Source organism: Halorubrum salipaludis, from assembly GCF_002286985.1.
Lineage (GTDB): Archaea > Halobacteriota > Halobacteria > Halobacteriales > Haloferacaceae > Halorubrum > Halorubrum salipaludis.
In genome coordinates, this window is the sequence record NZ_NSKC01000003.1 from 156,042 (window position 1) to 177,875 (window position 21,834).

General features: G+C 72.3%; 19 protein-coding genes. 10 read left to right on the forward strand and 9 right to left on the reverse strand.

Translation table 11 applies throughout. The features are described 5' to 3' along the window. Window positions 1-87: 87 nt before the first annotated feature. On the reverse strand, window positions 88-747 hold the full coding sequence (locus CK500_RS06285) for a metal-dependent transcriptional regulator (protein ID WP_095636402.1): 660 nt from the start codon (window positions 745-747) through the stop codon (window positions 88-90). Between the two features lie 81 nt (window positions 748-828). After that, entirely contained in the window at window positions 829-1,620 is a 792-nt protein-coding gene (locus CK500_RS06290) for a DUF2103 domain-containing protein (protein ID WP_095636403.1), read from the reverse strand. A gap of 90 nt (window positions 1,621-1,710) precedes the next feature. Here CK500_RS06290 and CK500_RS06295 point away from each other — a divergent pair, with 90 nt between their 5' ends. Both CK500_RS06295 and CK500_RS06300 read left to right on the forward strand, forming a co-directional pair. Further along, window positions 1,711-2,343, forward strand: coding sequence for a hypothetical protein (locus CK500_RS06295; protein WP_095636404.1), 633 nt, complete (start codon window positions 1,711-1,713; stop codon window positions 2,341-2,343). Continuing rightward, complete coding sequence (locus CK500_RS06300; RefSeq protein ID WP_095636405.1) at window positions 2,340-3,005, forward strand: hypothetical protein; 666 nt, start codon at window positions 2,340-2,342, stop codon at window positions 3,003-3,005. The genes CK500_RS06295 and CK500_RS06300 overlap by 4 nt, the downstream gene beginning before the upstream one ends. Before the next feature lie 23 nt (window positions 3,006-3,028). On the opposite strand, the gene CK500_RS06305 is transcribed toward CK500_RS06300, so the two are convergent. The 3 genes from CK500_RS06305 to CK500_RS06315 all read right to left on the reverse strand — a co-directional run bounded on the left by CK500_RS06305 (window position 3,029) and on the right by CK500_RS06315 (window position 9,028). After that, the gene (locus CK500_RS06305; RefSeq protein ID WP_095636406.1) at window positions 3,029-4,249 is read right to left on the reverse strand and encodes an ArsA family ATPase; all 1,221 of its coding nucleotides are present in this window, start codon (window positions 4,247-4,249) and stop codon (window positions 3,029-3,031) included. A 520-nt stretch (window positions 4,250-4,769) separates the two neighbouring features. Then, the gene (locus CK500_RS06310) at window positions 4,770-5,291 is read right to left on the reverse strand and encodes a PUA domain-containing protein (RefSeq protein WP_095636407.1); all 522 of its coding nucleotides are present in this window, start codon (window positions 5,289-5,291) and stop codon (window positions 4,770-4,772) included. 74 nt (window positions 5,292-5,365) lie between these two features. Next, on the reverse strand, window positions 5,366-9,028 hold the full coding sequence (locus CK500_RS06315) for a transcriptional regulator FilR1 domain-containing protein (RefSeq protein WP_095636408.1): 3,663 nt from the start codon (window positions 9,026-9,028) through the stop codon (window positions 5,366-5,368). Window positions 9,029-9,145: 117 nt separating this feature from the next. Between CK500_RS06315 and CK500_RS06320 the strand changes: the two genes are divergently transcribed. Further along, the gene (locus tag CK500_RS06320; RefSeq protein ID WP_095636409.1) at window positions 9,146-10,606 is read left to right on the forward strand and encodes an aldehyde dehydrogenase family protein; all 1,461 of its coding nucleotides are present in this window, start codon (window positions 9,146-9,148) and stop codon (window positions 10,604-10,606) included. 65 nt (window positions 10,607-10,671) lie between these two features. Here CK500_RS06320 and CK500_RS06325 read toward each other — a convergent pair whose 3' ends face one another. Continuing rightward, window positions 10,672-11,568, reverse strand: a complete 897-nt coding sequence (locus CK500_RS06325) for an HD domain-containing protein (protein ID WP_095636410.1) — start codon at window positions 11,566-11,568, stop codon at window positions 10,672-10,674. A 323-nt stretch (window positions 11,569-11,891) separates the two neighbouring features. Here CK500_RS06325 and dapA point away from each other — a divergent pair, with 323 nt between their 5' ends. The 6 genes from dapA to CK500_RS06355 are packed head-to-tail and all read left to right on the forward strand — an operon-like array spanning window position 11,892 to window position 18,102. Then, complete coding sequence (gene dapA, locus CK500_RS06330; protein ID WP_095636411.1) at window positions 11,892-12,905, forward strand: 4-hydroxy-tetrahydrodipicolinate synthase; 1,014 nt, start codon at window positions 11,892-11,894, stop codon at window positions 12,903-12,905. After that, on the forward strand, window positions 12,902-13,696 hold the full coding sequence (dapB, locus tag CK500_RS06335) for a 4-hydroxy-tetrahydrodipicolinate reductase (RefSeq protein WP_095636412.1): 795 nt from the start codon (window positions 12,902-12,904) through the stop codon (window positions 13,694-13,696). The genes dapA and dapB overlap by 4 nt, the downstream gene beginning before the upstream one ends. 53 nt (window positions 13,697-13,749) lie before the next feature. Next, window positions 13,750-14,589 (forward strand): 2,3,4,5-tetrahydropyridine-2,6-dicarboxylate N-succinyltransferase, encoded by an 840-nt coding sequence (locus tag CK500_RS06340; RefSeq protein WP_095636413.1) that lies wholly within the window; start codon window positions 13,750-13,752, stop codon window positions 14,587-14,589. Continuing rightward, on the forward strand, window positions 14,586-15,965 hold the full coding sequence (gene lysA / locus CK500_RS06345) for a diaminopimelate decarboxylase (RefSeq protein WP_095636414.1): 1,380 nt from the start codon (window positions 14,586-14,588) through the stop codon (window positions 15,963-15,965). Before CK500_RS06340 ends, lysA begins: the two co-directional genes overlap by 4 nt. Beyond that, window positions 15,962-16,891, forward strand: coding sequence for a diaminopimelate epimerase (gene dapF / locus CK500_RS06350; RefSeq protein WP_095636415.1), 930 nt, complete (start codon window positions 15,962-15,964; stop codon window positions 16,889-16,891). Before lysA ends, dapF begins: the two co-directional genes overlap by 4 nt. Then, window positions 16,888-18,102, forward strand: coding sequence for a M20/M25/M40 family metallo-hydrolase (locus CK500_RS06355; protein ID WP_095636416.1), 1,215 nt, complete (start codon window positions 16,888-16,890; stop codon window positions 18,100-18,102). The genes dapF and CK500_RS06355 overlap by 4 nt, the downstream gene beginning before the upstream one ends. A gap of 33 nt (window positions 18,103-18,135) precedes the next feature. Here the strand turns inward: CK500_RS06355 and CK500_RS06360 are convergent, their stop codons facing one another. After that, on the reverse strand, window positions 18,136-18,633 hold the full coding sequence (locus CK500_RS06360; RefSeq protein ID WP_095636417.1) for a LabA-like NYN domain-containing protein: 498 nt from the start codon (window positions 18,631-18,633) through the stop codon (window positions 18,136-18,138). Between the two features lie 106 nt (window positions 18,634-18,739). Here CK500_RS06360 and CK500_RS06365 point away from each other — a divergent pair, with 106 nt between their 5' ends. Then, window positions 18,740-20,644 (forward strand): ABC transporter substrate-binding protein, encoded by a 1,905-nt coding sequence (locus tag CK500_RS06365; RefSeq protein ID WP_198951516.1) that lies wholly within the window; start codon window positions 18,740-18,742, stop codon window positions 20,642-20,644. Window positions 20,645-20,680: 36 nt separating this feature from the next. Here CK500_RS06365 and CK500_RS06370 read toward each other — a convergent pair whose 3' ends face one another. Together CK500_RS06370 and CK500_RS06375 are read right to left on the reverse strand one after the other, a co-directional pair. Then, window positions 20,681-21,391 (reverse strand): acyl-CoA synthetase family protein, encoded by a 711-nt coding sequence (locus CK500_RS06370; protein ID WP_095636418.1) that lies wholly within the window; start codon window positions 21,389-21,391, stop codon window positions 20,681-20,683. 95 nt (window positions 21,392-21,486) lie between these two features. After that, window positions 21,487-21,807 (reverse strand): cupin domain-containing protein, encoded by a 321-nt coding sequence (locus CK500_RS06375; protein ID WP_095636419.1) that lies wholly within the window; start codon window positions 21,805-21,807, stop codon window positions 21,487-21,489. Between the last annotated feature and the right edge of the window lie 27 nt (window positions 21,808-21,834).

Sequence of the window (21,834 nt, forward strand, 5' to 3'; positions counted from 1 at the left end):
GAATGTGAGCGGTCGGCGCCGGGTGTCGGCGTCGGATGTCAGCGTCGGATGTCGGCGCCGGTGTCGGCGTCGGGGTCGGTCCGCCTCTCAGCCCGCGTCCTCGACCCGGATCGAGCCGGCGATCTCGGCCGGGAGACTCTGCTCGCCCGTCGGCGTCGCCACGGTCACCATCCCGAACGGGGCGACGTCGACGACCTCGATCTCGGTGCCCGGCGTGATCCCGGCGTCGGCGAGGTACTCCAGTTCCTCCTCGTCGCGGTCGGAGACGCGCGCGACGACCACCCGGTCGCCCTCCTCGCGGTCCGCGAGCCGCGCGCCGCTCCCTTCGTCGACCGGTTCGAGGTCCGCGCTCGGGATCGGGTCGCCGTGGGGGTCGACGGCGGGGTCGCCGAGCGCCTCCGCCACGCGGCGCTCGAACGCCTCGGAGATGTGGTGTTCGAGGGCGTCGGCCTCCTCGTGGACCTCGCTCCAGTCGTAGTCGAGCCGCTCGGCGAGGAACGCCTCCAGCAGCCGGTGGTGACGGACGATCTCCAAGGCGACCGCCTCGCCCTCCGCGGTCAGCTCCGCGCCGCGGTACGGCTCGCGCTCGACGAGCCCGCGGTCCTCCAGCTTGCCCAGCATGTCGGTGACCGACGGAGAGGTCTTGTCGAGGTACTCCGCGATCGCCGACGTCGAGACCGGCGGCCCCCGCTCCGACTGGAGGACGTAGATCGCCTTCAGGTAGTCCTCCATCACGTCGCTCAGCATTTATAAGCGATCGCGCGCGGCGGCGGAAATACCTACCGGGAATCGGCGTGGCCGACCGTCGCCGTTCTGCGTCCGGACTCGTCAGTCTTGCAGCTCCGCGTCCCGCAGCGCCTCGTTGAGGTCCTCGCGGACGCGCTCGCCGGTCTCGCGGTCCATCGCGGTGGTGACGATCCGGTTCTCCTGCACGCTGGAGCCGTCCCGCAGGAGGAGCCGGACGTTCCCGTTCGTGCCCGCGCGCGTCGCCTTCGCGCGCAGCCCCGTCCGGGAGCCGGTGCCGCCGGCGTCGATCGGCCCGGGGACGATCTTCTTGACGTGCGGGTGTTGCGCGACCGTGCTGACCGCCTTCCGGCCCTTGCGGTCGCCGATGAGCGTCGAGTGCGACCCGCCGATCTTCTCGCGGGGGGGCGTCTCGACGACCTCGAGGGCTCGGTCGCCGCGGCGGTCGAGCACCCACGAGACGACGGGGCTCTCGTCGCGCCCCTCGCCGTCGCGCCCGTCGGCGGACTCCCCGTTTCCGCCTCCGTCCCCCGCCTCCGCGTCGGGGACCCGGTAGAACTCGTGGTGGACCTGCGCGCGCGTCTCCCGGAGCGGCTCCCGGGCGCCGGCGGCGTAGACGGTGTCGGGTCGTTTCCGACGGATCTCGTCCGCGACACGCCCGGCGAAGTTGCGGAGCTGGATCTCGGTCAGCTGCTCGTCGCTCTCGGGACGGGTGGTCACGGTCGTCTCGCCGACGACCTCGTCCTCGTCGAGCATCGTGAGCCGGGCGCGGTCCGCCTCGAACTCGACGACGACGGCGTCGGCGTTGGCGGTGTTACAGGTGAGACAGTAGTCCCCGGGCTTGCGGAGCGGGGTCCCACACCGCCGGCAGTTCATAGCGAACGGAGGGACGTGACGGATAAAAGGGCGTCCGTTCGGTCGCCGCCGGAGCAACCCCTATTAGTGTCGCCGGCCTCGACACGCGGTATGGACGGAACGCGACGCGGCGGGGGGTCCGACGAGGAGGCCGTTGACCGGCTGCTCCGACTGCTTCGAAACGGTCGCACCAACGCGATCGTCGTGTGGGCGATGGTCGCGGTGCTCGTCGGCGTGTTCGTCGAGAGCTTCCTCGACGCCGACCTGCTGTCGATGGCGTTCGTCGTCGGCCTCGTCGCGGTCGTGTTGGCTCCCGCGGTCTCGGCGCGCGACTGGAAGGTCCTGCTCCCGGCCGAACTGCTCGGGCTCGCGCTGCTGCCCGTGCTCGTGCGCGTGCTGCTCGGCGGGGAACTCGGGGTCTTCGCGACGTACCTCGCGATCGCCGCGCTGGCGCTCGCCGTCACCGTCGAGCTCCACATGTTCACCTCGCTGCAGGTCACCCACTGGTTCGCGGTGGCGCTCGTCGTCCTGACGACGCTGGCGACGGCGGCGGCGTGGACGATCCTGCGGTGGAACGCCGACCGCCTGCTCGACACCGCCTACCTGACGACCAACGAGGCGCTGATGGTCGAGTGGATCTACGTGACGCTGGCCGGACTCGCCGCGGGACTGCTCTTCGACGCGTACTTCCGGCGGCGCGGGCGTCGCCTCGGGCGGGCGATAAAGCGGGTGGTGCGCCGATGAGGCTCCTCCCCCGCCCCTCGATGCGAACGCAGCGCCGGCTCACGAGGGCGATGCAGGCTGTCCTCATCGGGATCATCGTCTACGGGCTGGTCGGCGGCACATTCGGGCTGCCCGGCGGCGGGACGAAGGCGGTCACCAACGGGACGATCGGGCTGCTGGTCACCTTCGTTCCGGCGGTGCTCGAACGGAACTACGACCTCCCGCTGGACCCGTGGCTCGGGGTGTGGATCACGACCGCCGTCTTCCTCCACACTCTCGGGTCCGCGGGGTTCTACGCGCAGATCGAGTGGTGGGACCACGTCACGCACGCGCTCTCGGCGTCGCTCGTCGCGGGCGTGGGCTACACGACGATCCGCGCCGTCGACCTCCACAGCGACGAGATCCGGATCCCCGCCCGCTTCGCGTTCGTCTTCATCTTCGTGGTGGTCCTCGGGTTCGGCGTCGCCTGGGAACTGTTCGAGTTCGCGCTCGACATCGTCGCCGACGAGACCGGGATCGACATGCCGCTCGCGCAACACGGGCTCGACGACACGGTCGGTGACCTGATGTACAACTCCGTCGGCGCGCTGCTCGTCGCGGCGTTCGGGCAGGCGCACCTCGCGGGCGTCGCCGACGACATCCGCGACGGGCTGTTCTCCGACGCCGAGCGGCGCGGCGAGTGAGAACGGCGGCGGCGAGACGCGGCTCAGCGCAGACAGGCGGCGACGACCCGCAACGCGGCCTCCCCGCGGACCTCCTTCGCGAGCAGGGGCACGCGCTTCACGTCGCGCCCGCGGAACAGGTCCGTCGCGCGTCTGAGGGCGGCCTGCTGGACCTCCCAGCGCCGTGCGCAGAACTCGCAGGTGTCCGGGTTCGGCTCGACGACCCACTCGGGGTCGATCGCGGGCGCGGTCTCCTCGCTCCCGCTCTCTCCGGGGGACCTCGCCCCGGTCACGTCGCCGACGCCCTCCATCACCCGGTTGACGACGAGGGTGTTCACCGGAATCCCGAACTCGTCTAAGCGTGCGACGAGCCGCTCGGACTCGGCGACGCTCATCTCCTCCGGGATCGTCACCACGCGGAAGTCGGTCTTCGACGGGTCCCGGAGCACGCTCCGGAGGCGCTCGATCCGCTCGCGGAGCTCGTCGAGGTCCGCGGAGGGGTCGGGGTCGTCGTCGCCCCCGCCGAACATCCCCTTGATCCCGTCCATCATCCCGGAGAAGCGCTGCCGGAGCTTCATCACCCGGCCGATCATCGAGTCCATGATCTCGGGGAGCTGGAGGAGTCTGAGGGTGTGGCCAGTCGGCGCGGTGTCGACGACGACGCGGTCGAACCGCGGGTCGTCGAGGTACTCCAACAGCTGGCGCATCGCGGCCGCCTCGTCGGCGCCGGGCATCGTCCCGCCGAGCAGGGAGCCGAGGCCGGCGTCGCCGTCGGCGTCCGGGTCTCCCGCCCCGTCGCCCGCGCCGCCCATCATCCCGCCCATCGCGTCCCCCATCTCGCCCATCCCGCCGAGGGGGTCGCCGTCGGCGCCGAACATCCCCTCCTCCATCGCGTCGTCGGGGTCGATCTCGGCGGCGTACAGCGGGATCTCCTCGCGGATGCGCGACGGCTTCGCCGGGATCTCGGTCTCGTAGGTGTCGGAGAGGGAGTGGGCCGGGTCGGTGGAGACCACCAAGGTACTGACCCCGCCCGCCGCCGAGGCGAGCCCGGTCGCGGCCGCCATCGTCGTCTTCCCGACCCCGCCCTTCCCGCCGTAGAGGACGTAGTCCGGGGCGTCCACGCCCACCGGGAGGGCCGTGGCGGTGTCCGTCTCGGTCGGGAGATCCGTATCGGGGTCGGTTTCGCGGTCGCTCTCGGCGTCGACGTTCCCGTCACTTTCCGACTCCTCGACGCGATCCACCGGCTCGACGTCGATATCGTCCATACCGGATTGTGGGCGCGGCCCGCTTGTGTACCCGTCGGTCCCGATACGTGGGCGTTGGGTTGGTGATCGGGTCGTTCGGCGGTTTGGGTGGGTGAGTGGATTAGGAGGGGGTGGTCGACCGCTTATAAGTGGTTACCGGCGACGCATGATTTCTCCCGAAGGCCTCCGTCGATCGCTTATAAATGGCTGTTCCCGTATCGGCGGTGAAGGCCTCCAAAGCCCCAGGCGCGCTCGGCTCCCACAGCTCGCTGCGGTCCTCGGTCGCTCGCGCTGCTCGCTCCCTGCGGTCCTTGCGTCGCTGGGGTTCGCCGAGCGCGCCTGCCCCTTTGAGTCCCACCCCGCACGCACAGCACCGGGCCTCACACCTCCCCAACCTCGTCGCTGGCACCCGTCGCTTCACTCCGGGTACCAGCGACTCCCTCGCGCGGTGCTCCTCGCGGTCGTCGGTGACGACCGCTCGGAGGCGCGCGCCACCGCACATGCATGAATATAAAATCTGTTTAAAAGGGGTGAGCGTGCACTACTCGTCGGTCTGGTTACCCTCGCTCCCCGCGCCGTTCCGCACCTTCACCGCGACGCCGCTCGCGAAGTGCTCGGCCTCGGCGCCGGAGAGCTCGGCCCGTCCGACCGCGAACAGCGCGTCGTCCTCGTCGACGACGAGCACCTCGTCGCCGGGGCGGATCCCGTCGTCGGCCGCGGTCACGAACTTCGCGAAGGCGTTGCGCCCCTCGCGGACGAACGGCTCGCTCTCCTCGCCGACGACCATTCGGTGACGCGGAGTCGAGAAGGCCTCGCGGAGCCGGCGTCCGCCGGCGACGCCGAGGGTGAACCGCCCGTCCGTGCCGTAGGAGACGAGCCGGTCGCCCTCCGGGCTGCCGGGGTCGTCGTCCACGTCGCCGACGATCACCTGTCTGGGGCGGCCGCCGCTCGACCGCCGCAGGGTCAGCGTCTCGTCCGGGGGGAACAGCGCGTCGCCCGCGCCGGCGCCGAACTGGTAGTCGGCGCCGGTCCGCAGGTCCGCGAAGGCGGCTTCGTCGCTCATACCCGGCCTATCGCGGCCACCCGCAAAGCGGTTGCGACACGGGGCGCGGGCGACGAGAGGCCCGATCCCCCGGTTCACTCGGCCTCGCTCCCGTCCGCGGTGAAGTCGGCGGCGGCCCCGTCCGCGCCGACGCGCCACCGGTCCGCGAGCTCGCGGTACGCGGCCGAGTCGGTCGCCGCCGCCTCGGGGATCGGGCCGGGGGCATCGACGTCGAGGTCCCCGTCCCGACGCGCCGCGAGCAGCGCCGCCAGCTCCTCGGCCGCGGGGACGACCGCGCGCACGCACTCGATCCGACAGCCGAGGTCGATCGCCGCCGTCAGCCGGTCGACCGCGGTCCGCGCGTCCCCCCGCTCGGCCGCGAGGCGACCGAGGTCGCCGAGCACGCGCGCCTCGACCGTGGTGAATCCGCCCGCCTGCGCCTGCTCCAGCCCGGACTCGAACGCGGCCGCGGCGCCGTCGAGGTCGCCACGCTCGAGCGCGAGAACCCCCCGGTTCCGGTCGAGCATCGCCAGCCGCCGTCGCCCCGCGTGGTCGTCGAGCAGCGACGCCGTCCGGTCGATCCACCGCTCGGCCGCGTCGAGGTCGCCCCGCTGGAGTCCGATCTCGGCGAGGGTCACCGCGACCATCGCCCGCCGGGAGTCGGCGCCGAGCTCCTCGAACGCCGACAGCGCGTCGCGGAGGTGCCGCTCCGCGCGGTCGAGGTCGCCGGCGAGCTGCGCCGCCGACCCGAGGTGGCTCACCGCGAACGCGCGGTAGAGGTCGGACCCGACCCGGTCGGCGATCGCCCGCGCCTCCCTCGCGTGCGCCGCCGCCTCGCCGACCTCGCCGCGCTGCTCGGCGATCGCGCCGAGGTTCAACAGGACGACCGCCTCGCGGTGCTCGTCGCCCACGGTCCGGTAGCCGTCGAGCGCGCGCTGCGCCTCGCGTTTGGCGGCCGCCAGGTCGCCGCGCCGGCGGCGGGCGACCGCGAGGTTTGTCCCGACGTTCGCCTCGCCGTGGGTGTCGTCGTAGGCCCCGAACAGCCGGCGGGCGACGCGGTAGTGGTCGATGACCGCGTCGGTGCCGTCGAGCGCGTCGAGCGCGTTCCCGGCGTCCATGAGGGCCTTCGCGACCGCGATCGGGTCGCCGACCGCCGCGGCGATGGCGTACGCCCGCGAGGCGGCCTCGTACGCCGCCTCGTAGTCGCCGGCGAAGTGGGCGGCCTGCGCCCGCCCCCGGACCGCGGCGGCGAGCCCCCGGCGGTCCTCGGCCGACGCGAACAGCTCCGCGGTGCGGTCGTAGCGGTCGCGGGCCGCGTCGTACTCGCCCCGGCGGCGGGCCACGTCGCCGTACCCGCGCTGGCGCTCGGCCTCGCCGGCCTCGTCCGCGGGCCGCCACGCGTCGAGCGCGTCGGTCGCGCCGTCGAGGTCGCCCGCGTCGACGTACATGCGCGCGACCCACTCAGGCGGCCGGTCCCGGAGCTCTGCCGGGCAGGCGTCGGGGAGGTCGATCCACGAGTAGCGGACCCGCCCGTACAGTCCCGCGAGCCGCGGGTAGCGCCGCCCGACGCCGTACAGGGCCCGGACCGTGTCGGCCGCCCACGCCTCGGGGTCGCGCTCGATCCGGTCCATCGCCGGCGCGTCGCCGCCCGTCGCGCGCCGGATCCGTGACCGCCTGGCCGGCTCGTCGGCGAGCGCGAGCACCCGCGTCGCGGCGCGGCCGACCCGCCTCGCGACGACCGGCTCCGGCTCCCGGTCGAGGAGCCGCTCTAAGAACAGCACCGACCACTCCTGGTGGACCGTCCGGTCCGGCTCGTCGGGGGTCGGGACGAGGACCGTGCCCGACAGCCGGTCCAGCGCCCGCCGCACCGACTCGGGCGTCGTCTCGTCGTCGGCGAGCGCGTACGCGAACTCCCGCACGTCGCCGATCCCGGCCACGTTGAGCAGGTTCGCCAGCACCGCGACGTCCGCCGTCGGGGACGGCCGCCCGGTCAGATCGCGGACCGCCGTCGAGACGGACGCTTCCAGCCCCGTCTCGCGCTCCTCGGCCGCGTCTCCGGCACCGACCTCCCCGGCCGAGGAGTCGCCGTCGAGCAGGTCGCCCGTCCGCACGAGGTGGTGGACGAGGCGCAGCAGCTCGCCGGACCGGTCGTCGGCCGGCCGGCGCACCGCGTCGAGAAGCGACCCCGGATCGGCGACCGGCGGGGCGCCGGTGAGGTCCGCCACGTGCTCCGCGAGTCGCTCCGCCTCGCGCTCGTCGATCCGCGGCATCCGGACGGTCTCGATCTCCCGCCGGTACTCGAGGTCGATCGGGTCGAGCGGGAGCGAGTCGGGGTCGTCGTACCGGTCCTCGCGCGCGTCGAACAAAAACGAGACGTCGGTCCGGTCGGCCAGCTCGCGGGCCACGCGGACCGCGTCCGCCGCGTCGGGATCGACGGCGTCCTCGACGACGACGAGCGCGTGCCCCTCGGCGTCGAGCGCGCGCTCGCGGAGCCGGTCGGCGGCCGCGAACGGCTCCCCCTCGTCGCCGGCGCGGTACAGCACCGCCCCCCGCCCCGACCGGTACCACCGCACGGCGGCGAGCCGGCAGACGGTGCTCTTCCCGCCGCCGGCCGGACCGACCAGCGCGTGGTCGTCTCCACCGTCGAGCCCCTCGATCAGCCGGTCGGCGATCGACCGGCGCGAGCCGTCGCGGACCGCGGTCCGGTCGAGCACGTACCCGTCGTCGACCTCGGCGAACGACGCCGTCGCGCGGAGCGGGCCCATCGGGTCGGCGTCGCGGTCGAGCAGCGCGTCGTCGAGCGCGACGAATCCCTGCGCGGAGAGGGGGTCCGGGGACGAGGAGCGCCCGCCGGCCCGGGGCGGCGCGCCGAACGCGTCGAACCCGCCGGCGTCGGCCACGTCGGTCTCGACCGCGCCGTCGCGCTCGTCGCCCCCGGGCTCGGCGACGCCGGCGGTCTCCCCGTCCCGTCCAGCCCTCGCCTCACGGATCGCGGCGAGCTCGCCCGTCGCGTCGCGACCCGCCTCACGGAGGTCGCGCACGCGGTCGCGGGCCCACGCCACCGCCTCCGGGTCCGTCGACTCGGCCACGCCGTGAACGCCGCCGTCGTCGTCGAACACGACTAGGACCGCCGTCCCGTCGGCGACGAGACAGCCGACCTCGACCGCGTCGATGACGGACACCCCGGCGCCGTCGCCGGCCGCGAGTCCGCCCAGCGTGTCGGCGTAGCGTTCGCGGGCGTGTCGGTACGTACGCTCGGTCAGCACGAGCTCGACGCGCCCGCCGTCGGCGGCGATCCGCCGGCACCGGTCCAGCAGCCGGGGGTACGGGAGCGCCGGGAGCGCGGCGGCGACGCTCTCGGCGTCCGCGAGGACCGCATCGAGGCGCTCCAGGGGTCGATACGGGTCGGGGGCCGCGGCGCGATAGGTGTCGGCGTCCCGCAGCGCGGCCGGGGCGAGCGCGACGTCCGGCCCGAGCGGGGCGAGCGTTTCGCTCGCGGCGTCGACGTCGGCGGCGACCGTCAGAAACCGGCGGTAGCTCCGCGCGAGCAGTCGCCCGGTCAGGGTCGTCCGGTACCCGTCGGTCTCGCCGGCGACGAGCCCGGCCGCCTCCAGCTCGTCGATCGCGCGGTTGACCGTCGAGCGGGAGTGACCGAGCTCGTCGACCAGCTCGTGTTTCCGAAGCCCCTCCTCGACGAGTCGCTCGAGGAAGTCGAGCCGGCGTTCGACCACCTCGACGAGCGCTGAGGGCGCCTCCATTCGTCGCCCACGACTCGGCCCACCCGAATAACTGTTTCCTCGATCACACGTCTCGTCGCGAGGTGACACAGTGTGCCACCGGATGAGAATATGGGGCTCGGCGAACGGGATCCGCGTATGAACGGAGGAGTGGTCGCGGACGAGGAGGGAGGTGACAGGGTGGAGACGACCGTCGCCGACGCTCGGGCCGCGGGAGCGCGGCTCGCGGAGCGCGACGCCGCGGCGACCGAGCGGATCGTCGAGGCGATCGGGGACCGGCTGAGCGACGCGGAGACCGTCAGCCGGCTGGCGCTGGCGGCCGCCACCGAGACCGACCGGGGGCACCCCGGGGCGAAGACGGAGAAGATATCGACGGCGATCGAGGGGGCGCGAGCGCACCTCCGCGAGACGGCGACCGCCGGCGTGATCGACCGCGACGACCGGCGCGGCGGGCTCACCGTCGCCCGGCCGGTCGGCGTCGTCGGCGTCGCGGTCCCGGCGACGCACCCGGTGGTTGTCCCCGCCGTCGCGTCGCTGTACGCGCTGGCCGGGCGGAACGCGGTCGTCCTCGCGCCGTCGCCGTCGGCGGTCGAGACCTGCGACATGGTCGTCGAGGAGCTCCGGCGGGGGCTCGCGTCGGCGGGCGCGCCCGCCGACGCCGTCTCGATGGTCCCCGCGCCGCCGTCGAAGCCCGGGACCGACTCGCTGTTCGAGCGGGCCGACTTCGTCGTCGCCTCGGGGTCGGCGGCGACGGTCGCGGCCGGACAGCGCTGCGGGACGCCGAACGCCTGCGCCGGCGCCGACGGGCTCGTCGCGGTCTCGGACGGGTCGGCGTCGGTCTCGGCGGTGGCGACGCGCGTCGCGGTCGGCGCGACCTACGACTTCGGGTCCCACCCCGCGGCCGACGCCGCGGCGGTGACGGCGACGGGGACGACGGAGCCGCTGACCGCGGCGCTCGAAGACGAGGGCGGGTACGTCCTCGACGCGGCCGAGCGCGACCGGCTCCGCGACCTGCTGACGGACGGCGCCCCGGACGCGGTCCGTGCGGACGGCGCGGACCGGAACGCGGGGTCGTCGGATCCCGTCGGGAACTCGCCGCGGTGGTTCGCGTCCGCGCTCGACCTGCCACCGGCCGCGGACGCGGCGGCGTTCCTGATCGTCGACCGGGGGGTCCGCGGCGGAGACGGGAACGAGACGGCGGGGTCAGGGGACGACCCGCTGGCGACGCTCCCGGGGATTCCGGCGGTCACGGTCCACGCCCGCGAGGGGTTCGGCCCCGCGCTGCGGCTGGCGAGCGAGCTGGGCGGGCCGCACGCTGCCGCGGTCCACACGACCCGACAGGGGCGGGTCACGCGGGCCGCGGAGCGGCTCGCTCCGGGTCGGCTCGTCGTCAACCAGCCGGGCGTCGCGGCGGCGGGGTCGACGCGGAACGGCCTCCCGGTCGCGCCGCTCCTCGGGGGCGGGAGCCGCGAGGGGTGCCAGCTCGACGGCGGGCTGACCGCGACCGACCTGATCGAGGAGACGAACGTCGCGACGACGACGGTCGCCGACCGGGCTCCGCACCGGAGCGGTGCCGGAGAGACGCTTCGGGGTCCGTAGCCGGGACTGCCGAGAGACGCTCGGTTTCCCGTACCGAGACGGCCGAGAGACGCTCCGAAAGCGGCCTACAGCTCGATCCGGTCGACGATCGACCCGTTGCCGTCGCCGTCGCGGTGGGTGTTGATCGCGACGGTCCGGATCTGGTCTTCCAACAGCGACCCCTCGATCTTCGCTTTGAGCAGCGAGTCGACCTGGTAGACGCCGGCCGCGTTGTTCATTCGGATCACGACCTGCGCCGGCGTCTTCTCGCCCTCGCGCAGGGAGACGCGCTCGATCGCCTGTGAAGAGACGGTGTTGATCCCGCGGCCGCCCTCCTCGTAGGGGACCCGCGAGCGCCCCCGCTCCATGTCGAGACCGTCGGCGATCCGGACGACGCCCGCCTCGCGGGTCAGCGGCTGCTCTTCGGTGTGGTGACAGAGGATGGCGTGGAGCACCTCGGCCTTGACCCGAACCCGCTCGGGGACGCCGTAGAAGGCGGGGAGGAAGTCGTCGAGGTAGTCGGCCGCGAGCGGGATCGAGTAGTACGGGTGGTCGTGGCGGTGGACGACGTGTCCGATGTCGTGGAGCGTCGCGGCGAGCGCGATGATCACCGGCTCGTCCGCCTCGTCGAGCCCCTGCTGGCGGGCGCCGTTGAACTCGACGCCGCCGGACTTCAGCAGGTCGTACAGCCGGAGCGCGCGGTCCCGGACGATCTCGACGTGTTTCGCGCCGTGGTCGTTGTACCCCTTCCGGTCGACCGGGTTGACGTTCTGGGCCTCCAGGTACGCCGCGATCTCGGGATCCGACTCGATCCGGTCGAGCACCTCGTTAAGCCGCTCGTCGGGGAACGCGTGTTCCCGGTCGGGATGGTACTCGTGGCGGTCCGCGTCGGGGTCGGCGTCGACCTGGTCGGAGCCGCCGGGGTCGCCGTCGGCGTCAGGGGAGCCGGTGTCGGAGGAGCCGGTGTCGGAGGAGTCGGTCATGAGATCGGTGAAAACGCGGCGAGTTCTTAAAAGGGTGTTCGTGGTCGGTGATCGGGAGACGAAAGGCCGATCGGTCGCGCGGACGCAATTTTCCACCCGAGGCGCAATCTATAAGCGAGCCAAAGGCGCATACCGTGGTGTGACCCGACCCGCGTCAGGACGCGGCTCGCCGACGCCGGCAGCGACGCGGCTCTTCTCGAAAAAACGCGCGTGACTCGTCCGACGGCGGGAGTGGCGACCCCGTCCCGGACGACCCCCGACACGCGCGCACCGTTTCCGACTGACGCAAACACCGACCGCACACAGACTCCACCACCCACACCATGACGGACACCACGACCACGACGCCCTACGCGACGACCGACGAGACGGACCGAGAGCCGACCGACGCGCCCTTCGAGGGGGTCTATCCGGCGATGACGACACCCTTCACCGACGCGAACGAGGTCGATCACGCCCAGCTCGCCGACAACGCCCGGTACCTCGAGCGCGCCGGGGTCGACGGGGTCGTCCCCGTCGGCTCGACCGGCGAGTCGGCGACGATGACCCACGACGAGCACGTCGCGGTGATCGAGACGGTCCGCGACGCCGTCGACGAGGTCCCCGTGATCGCCGGCACGGGCTCGAACAACACCGCCGAGGCGCTCTCGCTCTCCGAGCGCGCCGCCGACGCGGGCGCGGACGGCCTCCTCCTCATCTCCCCGTACTACAACAAGCCCGAGCCCGCCGGCTTCCTGGAGCACTACCGGACGATCGCCGACGCGGTCGACCTCCCGCAGATCGTCTACAACGTCCCGAGCCGGACCGGGCAGTCGATCCCCGTTGACGTGACCGCGGAGCTCGCCGAACACCCGAACATCCAGGGGTACAAGGCCGCCTCCGGCGACCTGAACCTCATCAGCGAGGTGATCGAGCGCACCCGCGACGAGGAGTTCGCCGTGCTCTCCGGCGACGACGGGCTCACGCTCCCCGTGCTCTCCATCGGCGGGACGGGCACCATCAGCGTCGTCGCCAACGTCGAGCCGGAGCGCTCCTGCGCGATGGTCGGCGCCGCGCTCTCGGGCGACTACGACCGCGCGCGGGCGCTCCACCACGAGCTGTCGCCGCTCGTCCGCGAGCTGTTCGCCGAGACGAACCCGATCCCGGTGAAGGAGGCGATGCACATCCGCGGGCGCGGCGGCCCGCGCGTCCGCTCGCCGCTCTCGCGGCTCTCCGAGGACCGACGCGCGGTCCTGCGCGAGCTGCTGGCCGAGTACGACGAGGGCGCCCCCGGAACCGTCGATCCGGCGGCCGTCGATCCGGAGGCCCTCGGCCCCGCCACGGGGGACGCCGAATGAGCGGCGCGGACCCCGCCCTCCGGATCGCCGTCACCGGCGCAGGCGGCCGGATGGGCCGCGAGGTGATCGAGGCCGCCGCCGCTCGCGAGGGCGTCGCCGTCGCGGTCGCGGTCAACCGCACCCCGACCGACCCGGTGGCCGGGGTCGACGTCCGGGACGCCGACCGCCTCGACGAACTGCTCGCCGCCGAGGCGCCGGACGCGCTCGTCGACTTCACTGGGCCCGAGTCGGCGGTCGCGTACGCCGAGGCCTGCGCCGACGCCGGCGTGCCGATGGTCACCGGGACGACCGGCTTCGCGGACGCCCAGATCGACTCGCTCCGGGCCGCGAGCGAGTCGGTCTCGGTCCTCAAGGCGTCGAACTTCGCGCGCGGCGTCGCCGCGCTCCGGCGCGCGGTCCGGGAGGCCGCCGCCGCGCTCCCCGGCTACGACGTGGAGCTGACGGAGACGCACCACAACGCCAAGCGGGACGCCCCCTCCGGCACCGCGAAGTCGATCCTCGACGACGTGGAGGACGTGCGCGAGGACCTCGACGAGCGCGTCCACGGGCGCGAGGGCGACGCGCCGCGCGAGGCCGGCGAGATCGGGGTTCACGCCCGGCGCGCGGGCGACGTGACCGGCGAGCACGAGGTGCTGTTCGCGGGGAACCGCGAGTCGATCGAGCTCACCCACCGCGCTGGCGACCGCGGCGTGTTCGCCGAGGGCGCGCTCGACGCCGCCGACTGGCTCGCCGGCCGCGACCCCGGCTGGTACGGGTTCGGCGACGTGCTGGACGCGGATACAGATGCCTGACGCGCATACGCACATCGACGAATAAATACCGACACTCATCCATACACCATTCAATGACGCTGGAAGCCGACGTATCCGATCTGTGGGACCGCTATCAGGACGGGCTGACCGCCGCCGACGCCACCGACGAGGACGCGGCCGTGATCGACGAGTTCCTCGCCGCCTTGGAGGCCGGCGAGGTCCGCGCCGCCGAGAAGACCGGCGACGACGTGACCTCGTGGGAGGCCAACGAGTGGGTCAAGCGGGGGATCCTGCTCAACTTCGGCCTGCGCGAGACCGAGCCGCGCGAGTACGGCGGCGTCACCTATCACGACGTGCTCCCGCTGCGCGACACCGACGACCTCGGCGAGCGCGGCACCCGAAACACGCCGGACGGCACCGCGATCCGCCGCGGCGCGTACCTCGGCAGCGACTGCATCATGATGAGCCCCTCGTTCGTCAACATGGGCGCGTACGTCGGCGACGGGACGCTCGTCGACTCCTGTGACACCGTCGGCTCCTGCGCCCAGCTCGGCGAGAACGTCAAGCTCGGCGCCAACACGCTGATCGGCGGCGTCCTCGAACCGGTCGAGGACGCGCCCGTCATCGTCGAGGACGGCGTCTCGCTCGGCGCGGGCTGCCGCGTCACCTCGGGCTTCCGCGTGGGCGAGAACTCGATCGTCGGCGAGAACACCCTGCTCACCCCCCGGATCCCCGTCTACGACCTCGTCGAGGAGGAGGTCATCTACGGCCACCTCCCGGCCGAGCGCCGGGCGTTCACCCGGATGGTGGAGTCGTCCGTGGGCGACCACGACCTGTTCGAGGGCGGCGCGTACAAGCCCGCGGTGGTCGCGACCCACGTCGAGGAGGAGACGCTGGAGGCGACCCAGCGAGAGGACGCGCTCCGCGAATGAGCGACCCCGAACCGGCTGCAGAGTCTCCGCCAAACCCCTCGGTCCGACGCGTGAGCGACTGGGACGCCGACCGCCTTGCCGGGCTCGCGGCCGACCACGGGATGCCCCTCTACGTGCAGGACCTCGACCGCGTCCGCGAGAACTGCGAGCGCCTGCGCGACGCCTTCCCGGACGCCGAGGTGCGGTACGCGGTGAAGGCCCACACCGGTCGGGCCGTGCTGGAGGCGGTCCGCGAGGCGGGCCTCGACGCCGAGTGCGCCTCGGCGGGCGAGGTCGACCGCGCGCTCGCGGCCGGCTTCGGCGGCTCGCGGCTCCACTACACCGCGGTGAACCCGCCCGCCCGCGACCTCGACTACGTCGTCGGCGTCGCCGAGGCGGAGCCCGACATCACGGTCACCGTCGGCGCCGTCGACACCCTCGACCGGCTGGCCGAGCGCGGCTACGACGGCCGGGTCTGCGTCCGGGTGAACCCCGGCGTCGGCGCGGGGCACCACGAGAAGGTCCGGACCGGCGGCGCGGCGAAGTTCGGAATCCCGTTCGATCGGGCCGCGGAGGCGGCGCGGGACGCGGCCGACCGGTTCGACGTGGTCGGGATCCACGCGCACGCGGGATCCGGCATCGACCCGGACCAGCTCGACAGCCACCGCGAGCTGGTCGCCCGGATGGGCGAACTGACGCGGGAGCTGGCGTCCCCGGACGACGCGGACGCCGACCCCCTCGATCTCGAATACGTCGACGTCGGCGGCGGCTTCGGGGTCCCCTACGAGGAGGACGCGCCGGCGCTCGACCTCCCGGCGGTCGCCGAGGCGACGCGGGAGGCGGTCGCCCCGCTCCCCGCGGGCGTCGACCTCGCGATCGAGCCCGGGCGGTACGTCGTCGCCGACGCGGGCGTGCTCCTGACGCGCGTGAACACGGTGAAGCCGACCCCGGACGAGCGCGTCGTCGGCGTCGACGCCGGGATGACCGACCTGCTTCGCCCGGCGATGTACGACGCCTACCACCCGATCCGGAACCTCGGCGGCGGGCGAGAACGCGACGGGAGCGACCCCCCGGCCCCAGACGAGCGGGAGGCAACCCCTGTCACGGTCGCCGGACCTATCTGTGAGACCGGCGATGTCCTCTGTAGGAACCGAGCGCTCGCCGACCCGGTCCGCGGGGACCTCCTCGCGGTCGGGATCGCGGGCGCGTACGGATACGAGATGGCGAACCAATACAACTCACGACCGCGGCCGGCGGAGGTCGCGCTCGACGACGGGACCGCGGCTGTCGTCCGCCGCCGAGAGGCGCTCGGCGACCTGACGGCGGTCGAGCGGGAAGCGACGCCCGACCGGACCGACCGAACCGGCCGAACCGACCGGACGGGGGCGGGCCGATGAGCGCCCACGCCGTCCCGTTCGAGAAGTACCACGGCACGGGCAACGACTTCATCGTCGTCGACGCTGACGCCGAGGGCGTCGGCGACCGCGCGGCCTTCGCTCGCGCCCACTGCGACCGCGAGACCGGCGTCGACGGGTCGGAGTTCGACGCCGAGGGTGACGGGGCGTCCGCCGGCCGACGCGGCGCCGACGGCGTCCTCTTCCTCAGCGTCGAGGAGCGCTTTCACCCCACCCGCGTCGTGATGACGCTGGTCCAGCCCGACGGCTCCACGGCGACGATGTGCGGCAACGGCGCCCGCGTCGTCGCGCTGTGGGCCCACGACCGGACGGGCGACCGCGAGTTCATGATCGACACGCAGGCCGGCACCCGGCGCGCCTCCGTGACCGCGGACGCGACCGCGGCCACCATCGAGATGGGCGAGCCGACGTTCGACCCCGCTCGCGTGCCGCTCGCCCGCGACACGCCGCTGATCGACGAGCCGGTGGAGGGGCTGACGGTCACCGCCGTCAACACCGGGGTCCCGCACGCGGTCGCGTTCGTCGACGGCGGCCGCGACGACCCCGACGGGATCGACGCGGTCGACCTCGACGCGGTCGCGCCGCCGGTCCGTCACGCCGACGTCTTCCCCGACGGCGCGAACGTGAACCTCGCCGCGGTGGTCGACGACGGCTCCGGCGACGGCCCCGCCGTCATCGACCAGCGAACCTTCGAGCGCGGCGTCGAGGGAGAGACCCGCTCCTGCGGCACCGGCGCGGTCGCGGTCGTCGCGGCCGCGCGTCGGCTCGGCCTGATCGCCGGCGAGTCGGCGGTCAGCCGACCGCCGGGCGGCGAGCTGGAGATCACGGTGCCGGACGAGGGGCACGCCACCCTGACCGGCCCGGTCGCCCGCGAGTTCACCGGGACGCTCCCGGCCGACCCGCGATGAGCGAGGGAGCGTTCGACGCGGTCTCCTTTTTGGAGCGGGCGGTCCAGATCCCGTCTCACGAGTCGGTCGACGAGATGCGCGCGCTCGTCGTCGAGACGCTCGACCGGTTCGGGGTCGACTGCGAGGTCGTCGCCGGCGGCTGCGTGCTCGCCGAGAAGCGCTCGGACGCCCCCGACGACGGCCCGCACCTCGTGGCGAACACGCACCTCGACACGGTGACGCCGCACGTCCCGTTCGAGCGCGGGGAGGCGACCGAGGACGAGCGCGGCGGTTCGGAAGACGCCGGTGACGCCCCCGAAGCCGTGATCCGCGGGCGCGGGTCCTGCGACGCGAAGGGGCCGCTTGCCGCGTTGCTCGCCGGGTTCCTCGCCGCCGACCCGGAGCGCGGGCGGATCACGCTGGCGCTCACGCCGGACGAGGAGTCGCTGTCGCTCGGCGCGGCGGCGCTGACCGGTCGCTCGCCCGGGACCGACGACCGGCTCGACGGCGACCTGTTCCTGGTCGGCGAGCCGACCGGTCTCGACGCCTGCACCGCCGCGAAGGGGCGGTTTCAGGGAACCGTCGAGCTGTCGGGGACCGCCGCCCACGCCGCGGAGTTCGCGGGCGCGAACGCGGTCGCGGCCGCCGAGGGCGCGCTCGGGGCGATCCGGACCTTCGACGACGGCGCCGACGAGCACCCGCAGCTCGGCCCGCCGAAGCTCACGCCGACCGTCATCGAGGGCGGCGGCGCGACGAATCAGGTGCCCGCGGACTGTGAAATCACCGTCGACCGGCGGAGCGTCCCGCCGGAGACGGCCGAGGGGTTCCGGTCGTCGCTCGCGGACGCGGTCCGAGCGTCGACCCCCGACGACGTAGGCGTCGAGGTCGCGCTGACGGACCGCGAGTCGCCGTTCTTCGAGGCGTTCTCGACGGACCCGGACAACGAACTGGTGGAAGCGGTCGCGGGCGCTGCCCGGAGCGCCGGCGAGTCGGTCGGGCTCCCGGCGGACCGCGGCGGCGCGATCCGGCCCTTCGGCGCGGCGACGGAGGCGTCGTACTTTGCACCGGCGCCGACGGTCGTGTTCGGGCCCGGTGACCTCGCGGACGAGGCCGGAGCGGTGGCTCACGCCGAGCGGGAGTACGTCCGGGTCCGAGAAGTGGAGGCGGCCGCGAAGACGGTCGAACTGGCGATCGGCGCGGTGCTCGGGGACGCCGGCGGCGCGGGACGCTGACCTCGGCGGCGCGGGACGCTGACTCCGGCGCGGTTACAGCAGGAACGTCTCCTCTTCTTCCGCGAGGTCGACGAAGTCGTCGGCGGCCTCGATCAGTTCGTCGGCCGCGGAGTTGCCGAAGCCCATCGCCTCGACGCGGACGCCCTCGTGCCGGAGGTGCGAACAGAGCCGGGCGAAGTCGCCGTCGCCCGTACAGAGCACCACCGTGTCGACGTGGCTCGCGAGCGAGACGGCGTCGAGGCTCATTCCGAGGTCCCAGTCCGCCTTCTTCGACCCGTCGGCGAACGTCTTGATGTCCTTGATCTTCGTCTCGAAGCCGATGCCGCGGAGCGCCTCGAAGAAGCTCTCCTCCTCCGGGGAGTCGGCCCGGATCACGTACGCGATCGCCCGGACGAGCGACCGGTCGTTGACGGCCGCCTCGAGCAGTCCCGAGTAATCGATGTTGCGAGAGTACACGCTCTGGGCGGAGTGGTACAGGTTCTGCGAGTCGGCGAGCACCGCGACGCGCTGATCGGGGTGGATTTCGGTCATACGCCCCGTTCGATCCGATGGGTTAGGGGTTTTGGGATCCGTCTGTCGGTCATGCAGCTCGACGTAGATCTGGGTGTTTTTGTATTTCTTCTTATTGAGGTAGAACGTGCGACAGCAGTATTCTACTCCTGGAAATATTAGCGAAAAACATATTCATCGGCGACGGTATCTCTCCGCGCTCGGCACCACCGGTGTCGCGACGCTCGCCGGCTGTTCCGAGCGGGGCGGCGAGGGGAACGGCGGCGAGACCAAAACAGACGGTCCCAATGGGGGGGACGGTGGCGATACCGTTGATATCGGCGATTTCCCGCAATTCGGCGTTGACGATCTACACGGCGAGGAGATAGCCCGCGAGCTCGCACAGCAGGCATTCGAGCAGTCAGAGTACGACTACGGCTTCGACGGCGGCAACTTGGTCTCCCCGGCGGGCGATCAGGTGGAGCTGGATATCTACCACAGCACGGGACAGGAGACCTCGCGGCTTACCGCCGAGTTTATCGCCAAGGAACTTGGTGAGAATCTCGGCATTGACGTCGCCGTCGAGGCGATCGACAGCGTCCGGTTCAACAACGAGCACTGGGTTGCCGAGCCGAGAGGTGGTACCGACACGGTTGACGGGAACACGGTCGAGTGGGCGAGTCCGACACCGCAGAACCCCGGCCCGCGTTCCGTCACGAGCAGGGAGCCGTGGGACATGTCGACCGTGTTCGGACTGAACACCCATCCTCTGAACCCACTGACGAACGAGCTGTTTTTCGCCGGCGCGGATTCGTCCTACAATCCAGTTGGCTACTACCCCCGGTTCAACGCACGGGAACTGTTCGAGGATGCCGGGAAGGCGACGAACCCTGCTGAACTCCGAGAGGCGGTCGTCGAGATCCTCGAGAACCTCGCCCGCGAGCAGCCGTACATCACGCTGCTGTTCAGCGACGACCTCGTCGGCTACACCTCCAAGCTTAGCGGGCCGGCCGAGAACTTCTCGAACGGATGGGACTTGCCGGCGTGGTACTTTACCGATCCCGCAGTCTCTGGCTCGTACGACAGCGTTACCTCGGCCGCGTTCGAGACCCTGAACCCGCTGTATCACACAGAGGGCAGCGAGCGGATAGCGATCGGTCGCGCGCTCGATCGGGGATATACGTTCGACGAGAATCAGGAGTACTTCCCGCTCTTGTACGACATGTCCACCGAGCACGGAGCAGTGTGGACGTTCGAGGTCCGCGAGAACCTCCGGTTCAGCGAACCATACGGGCAGGTTACTGCCGAGGACTTCGTCTATCTGATTCAGGAGCTCCACCAGTCCGACTGGGCGAACACCGCCGCGTCGACCAGCTGGGACGGCGTCGAGGTCGAACAGACCGGCAGGTTCGAGTTTCAGGCCACGCTCGAACGGCCCACCCTCCTGTGGCCCCAGTCGTACGACCCGCTCCTGTACCCGATTCCGCGCGGCCTCGTCGAGCCGTACGTCGAGGAGGAGGACGCGGACGGCCTCGAACAGGACGAGGAGCTGCTCGAACTACGCTTCACCGGCAACCTCGGCGCGTTCACGCTCGACGAGTGGAACCGTGGATCCGGGACAACATACACCCGCAACGACGAGTACTACCTGCGCGACATCGACGAGGGGTCCGACCCGTTTCCGGGGGTACCGCTCTTTGAGGCGGCCTCGATCAGCGTCGTTCAGGAGCAGGCGTCTCACCTTGAGGCGCTCGAAGCCGGCGAGATCGACTCGGCCGCCATCCCGCTGGAGCAGTACGAGTCGTATGACGGGAGAGATGCCGTGACGCTCCGGCGGATCCCCACGTCTTACAGCACGGTTCTTTCCGTGAACCAGCGGGACAACGGGTGGGGAACCGGTCCGGGTAACTTGTTCCAACACGTCTCATTCCGGCAGGCGGTGGCCTCGGCGATCAGCAAAGACCGGCTCATCCAAGACGTCTATCGCGGACTCGCTGAGCCGCAGTTCACTTGGCAGCCCCGCTGGTCCGACTTTCACCCGGCCAACGCCTAATTGATTCCCTTCGAGCGGGGGAACAGTCACTCGCCGCTACTTTGGTAGTTCTGTATCGCCGTCAACGACCACTGTCGGATCGCTACTGGCTCCGCCGTTCTCGCGGTCGGAATTCCGGTCCGCCAGGACGACCGTTCCCCCGACCGAGAGCGGCGCGACCACGCTCCCGGCCAGCGTCCGCGGGTCCGAGAAGTCACCTCGAAGAACGACCCGAGTGTCGGAGTTTATGCCGTACCGGTCGACGACTGCGGAAGCCGCCGCGAGGAGGTCGCGGTGAGTGACCTCGCTGTCGGCGACACGGACAACCGGGTCGCCGGGGTCGACGTCGCTCGGCGGCGTCGCGGGGTTCTCGCTCCACAGCTCCTGCTCCCAGTGCGTCGTTTCGGGGCGGTCCGGCGGGCCGCCGAAGACCGCGAGCTTCGTGCCGGGCGCCGGCTCCGCGCCGGCCTCGTAGGCCACGTCGACGAGCACCACGCGATCGCCTCGTTCGAGCCCCAGCGCCGGGTCGAATCGGACCGGAGCCCCCAGCCCCGCGGCGCCCAAGAAGGCGAGCGTCGTGTGAAACCCCGGCGTCGGCTCGACGGCGACGGTCGAGCCCTCGCGGGCGCCGAGGTAGCGCAACACGTTGGCGGCCTTGTACGCGTTGGTGATCAGGTCCCGGTACGTGCGCTCGCGTCCGTCCGGCGTGACGAGCGCGGTCTCGCGGCTCCGGCGGTCGCGATCGAGCAGATCGCCGACGACGTCCATGCCCGCGGCTCGGGGCGGGCGAGACTTAAAAACGCGGAGGCGTTCCCGGGACTCACGAGCCGGGCGGCGAAGGTCGGAAAGAGACCGCGGGTCTCTCAGGGGGCGCCGGCGATGACCATCTTCGAGCCGTCCGCGGAGAAGGCCAAGTCGCGCGTGGAGTCGGCGTCCACCCGGACCGCGTCGCCGGGTCCGAGCTCGACGGGGTCGCCGTCGACGGTGAGCGTCGCCTCGCCGTGGAGCAGCACGTACACTTCCTCGTGACCCTCCTCGGCGTGGTCGTGTTCCATTCCCTCCCAGCCGTCGTTCGCCTCGACGACCGTGACGCCGAGCTCCTCGCAGTCGAGCGCGTCGCGGAGGAAGTACATGCCGGGGGCGCGCGGTTCGACGTCGTCGTAGGCGGTCGCGTCGTAGCCCATATCGGAGAGAGGAACCGGACCGCGGAA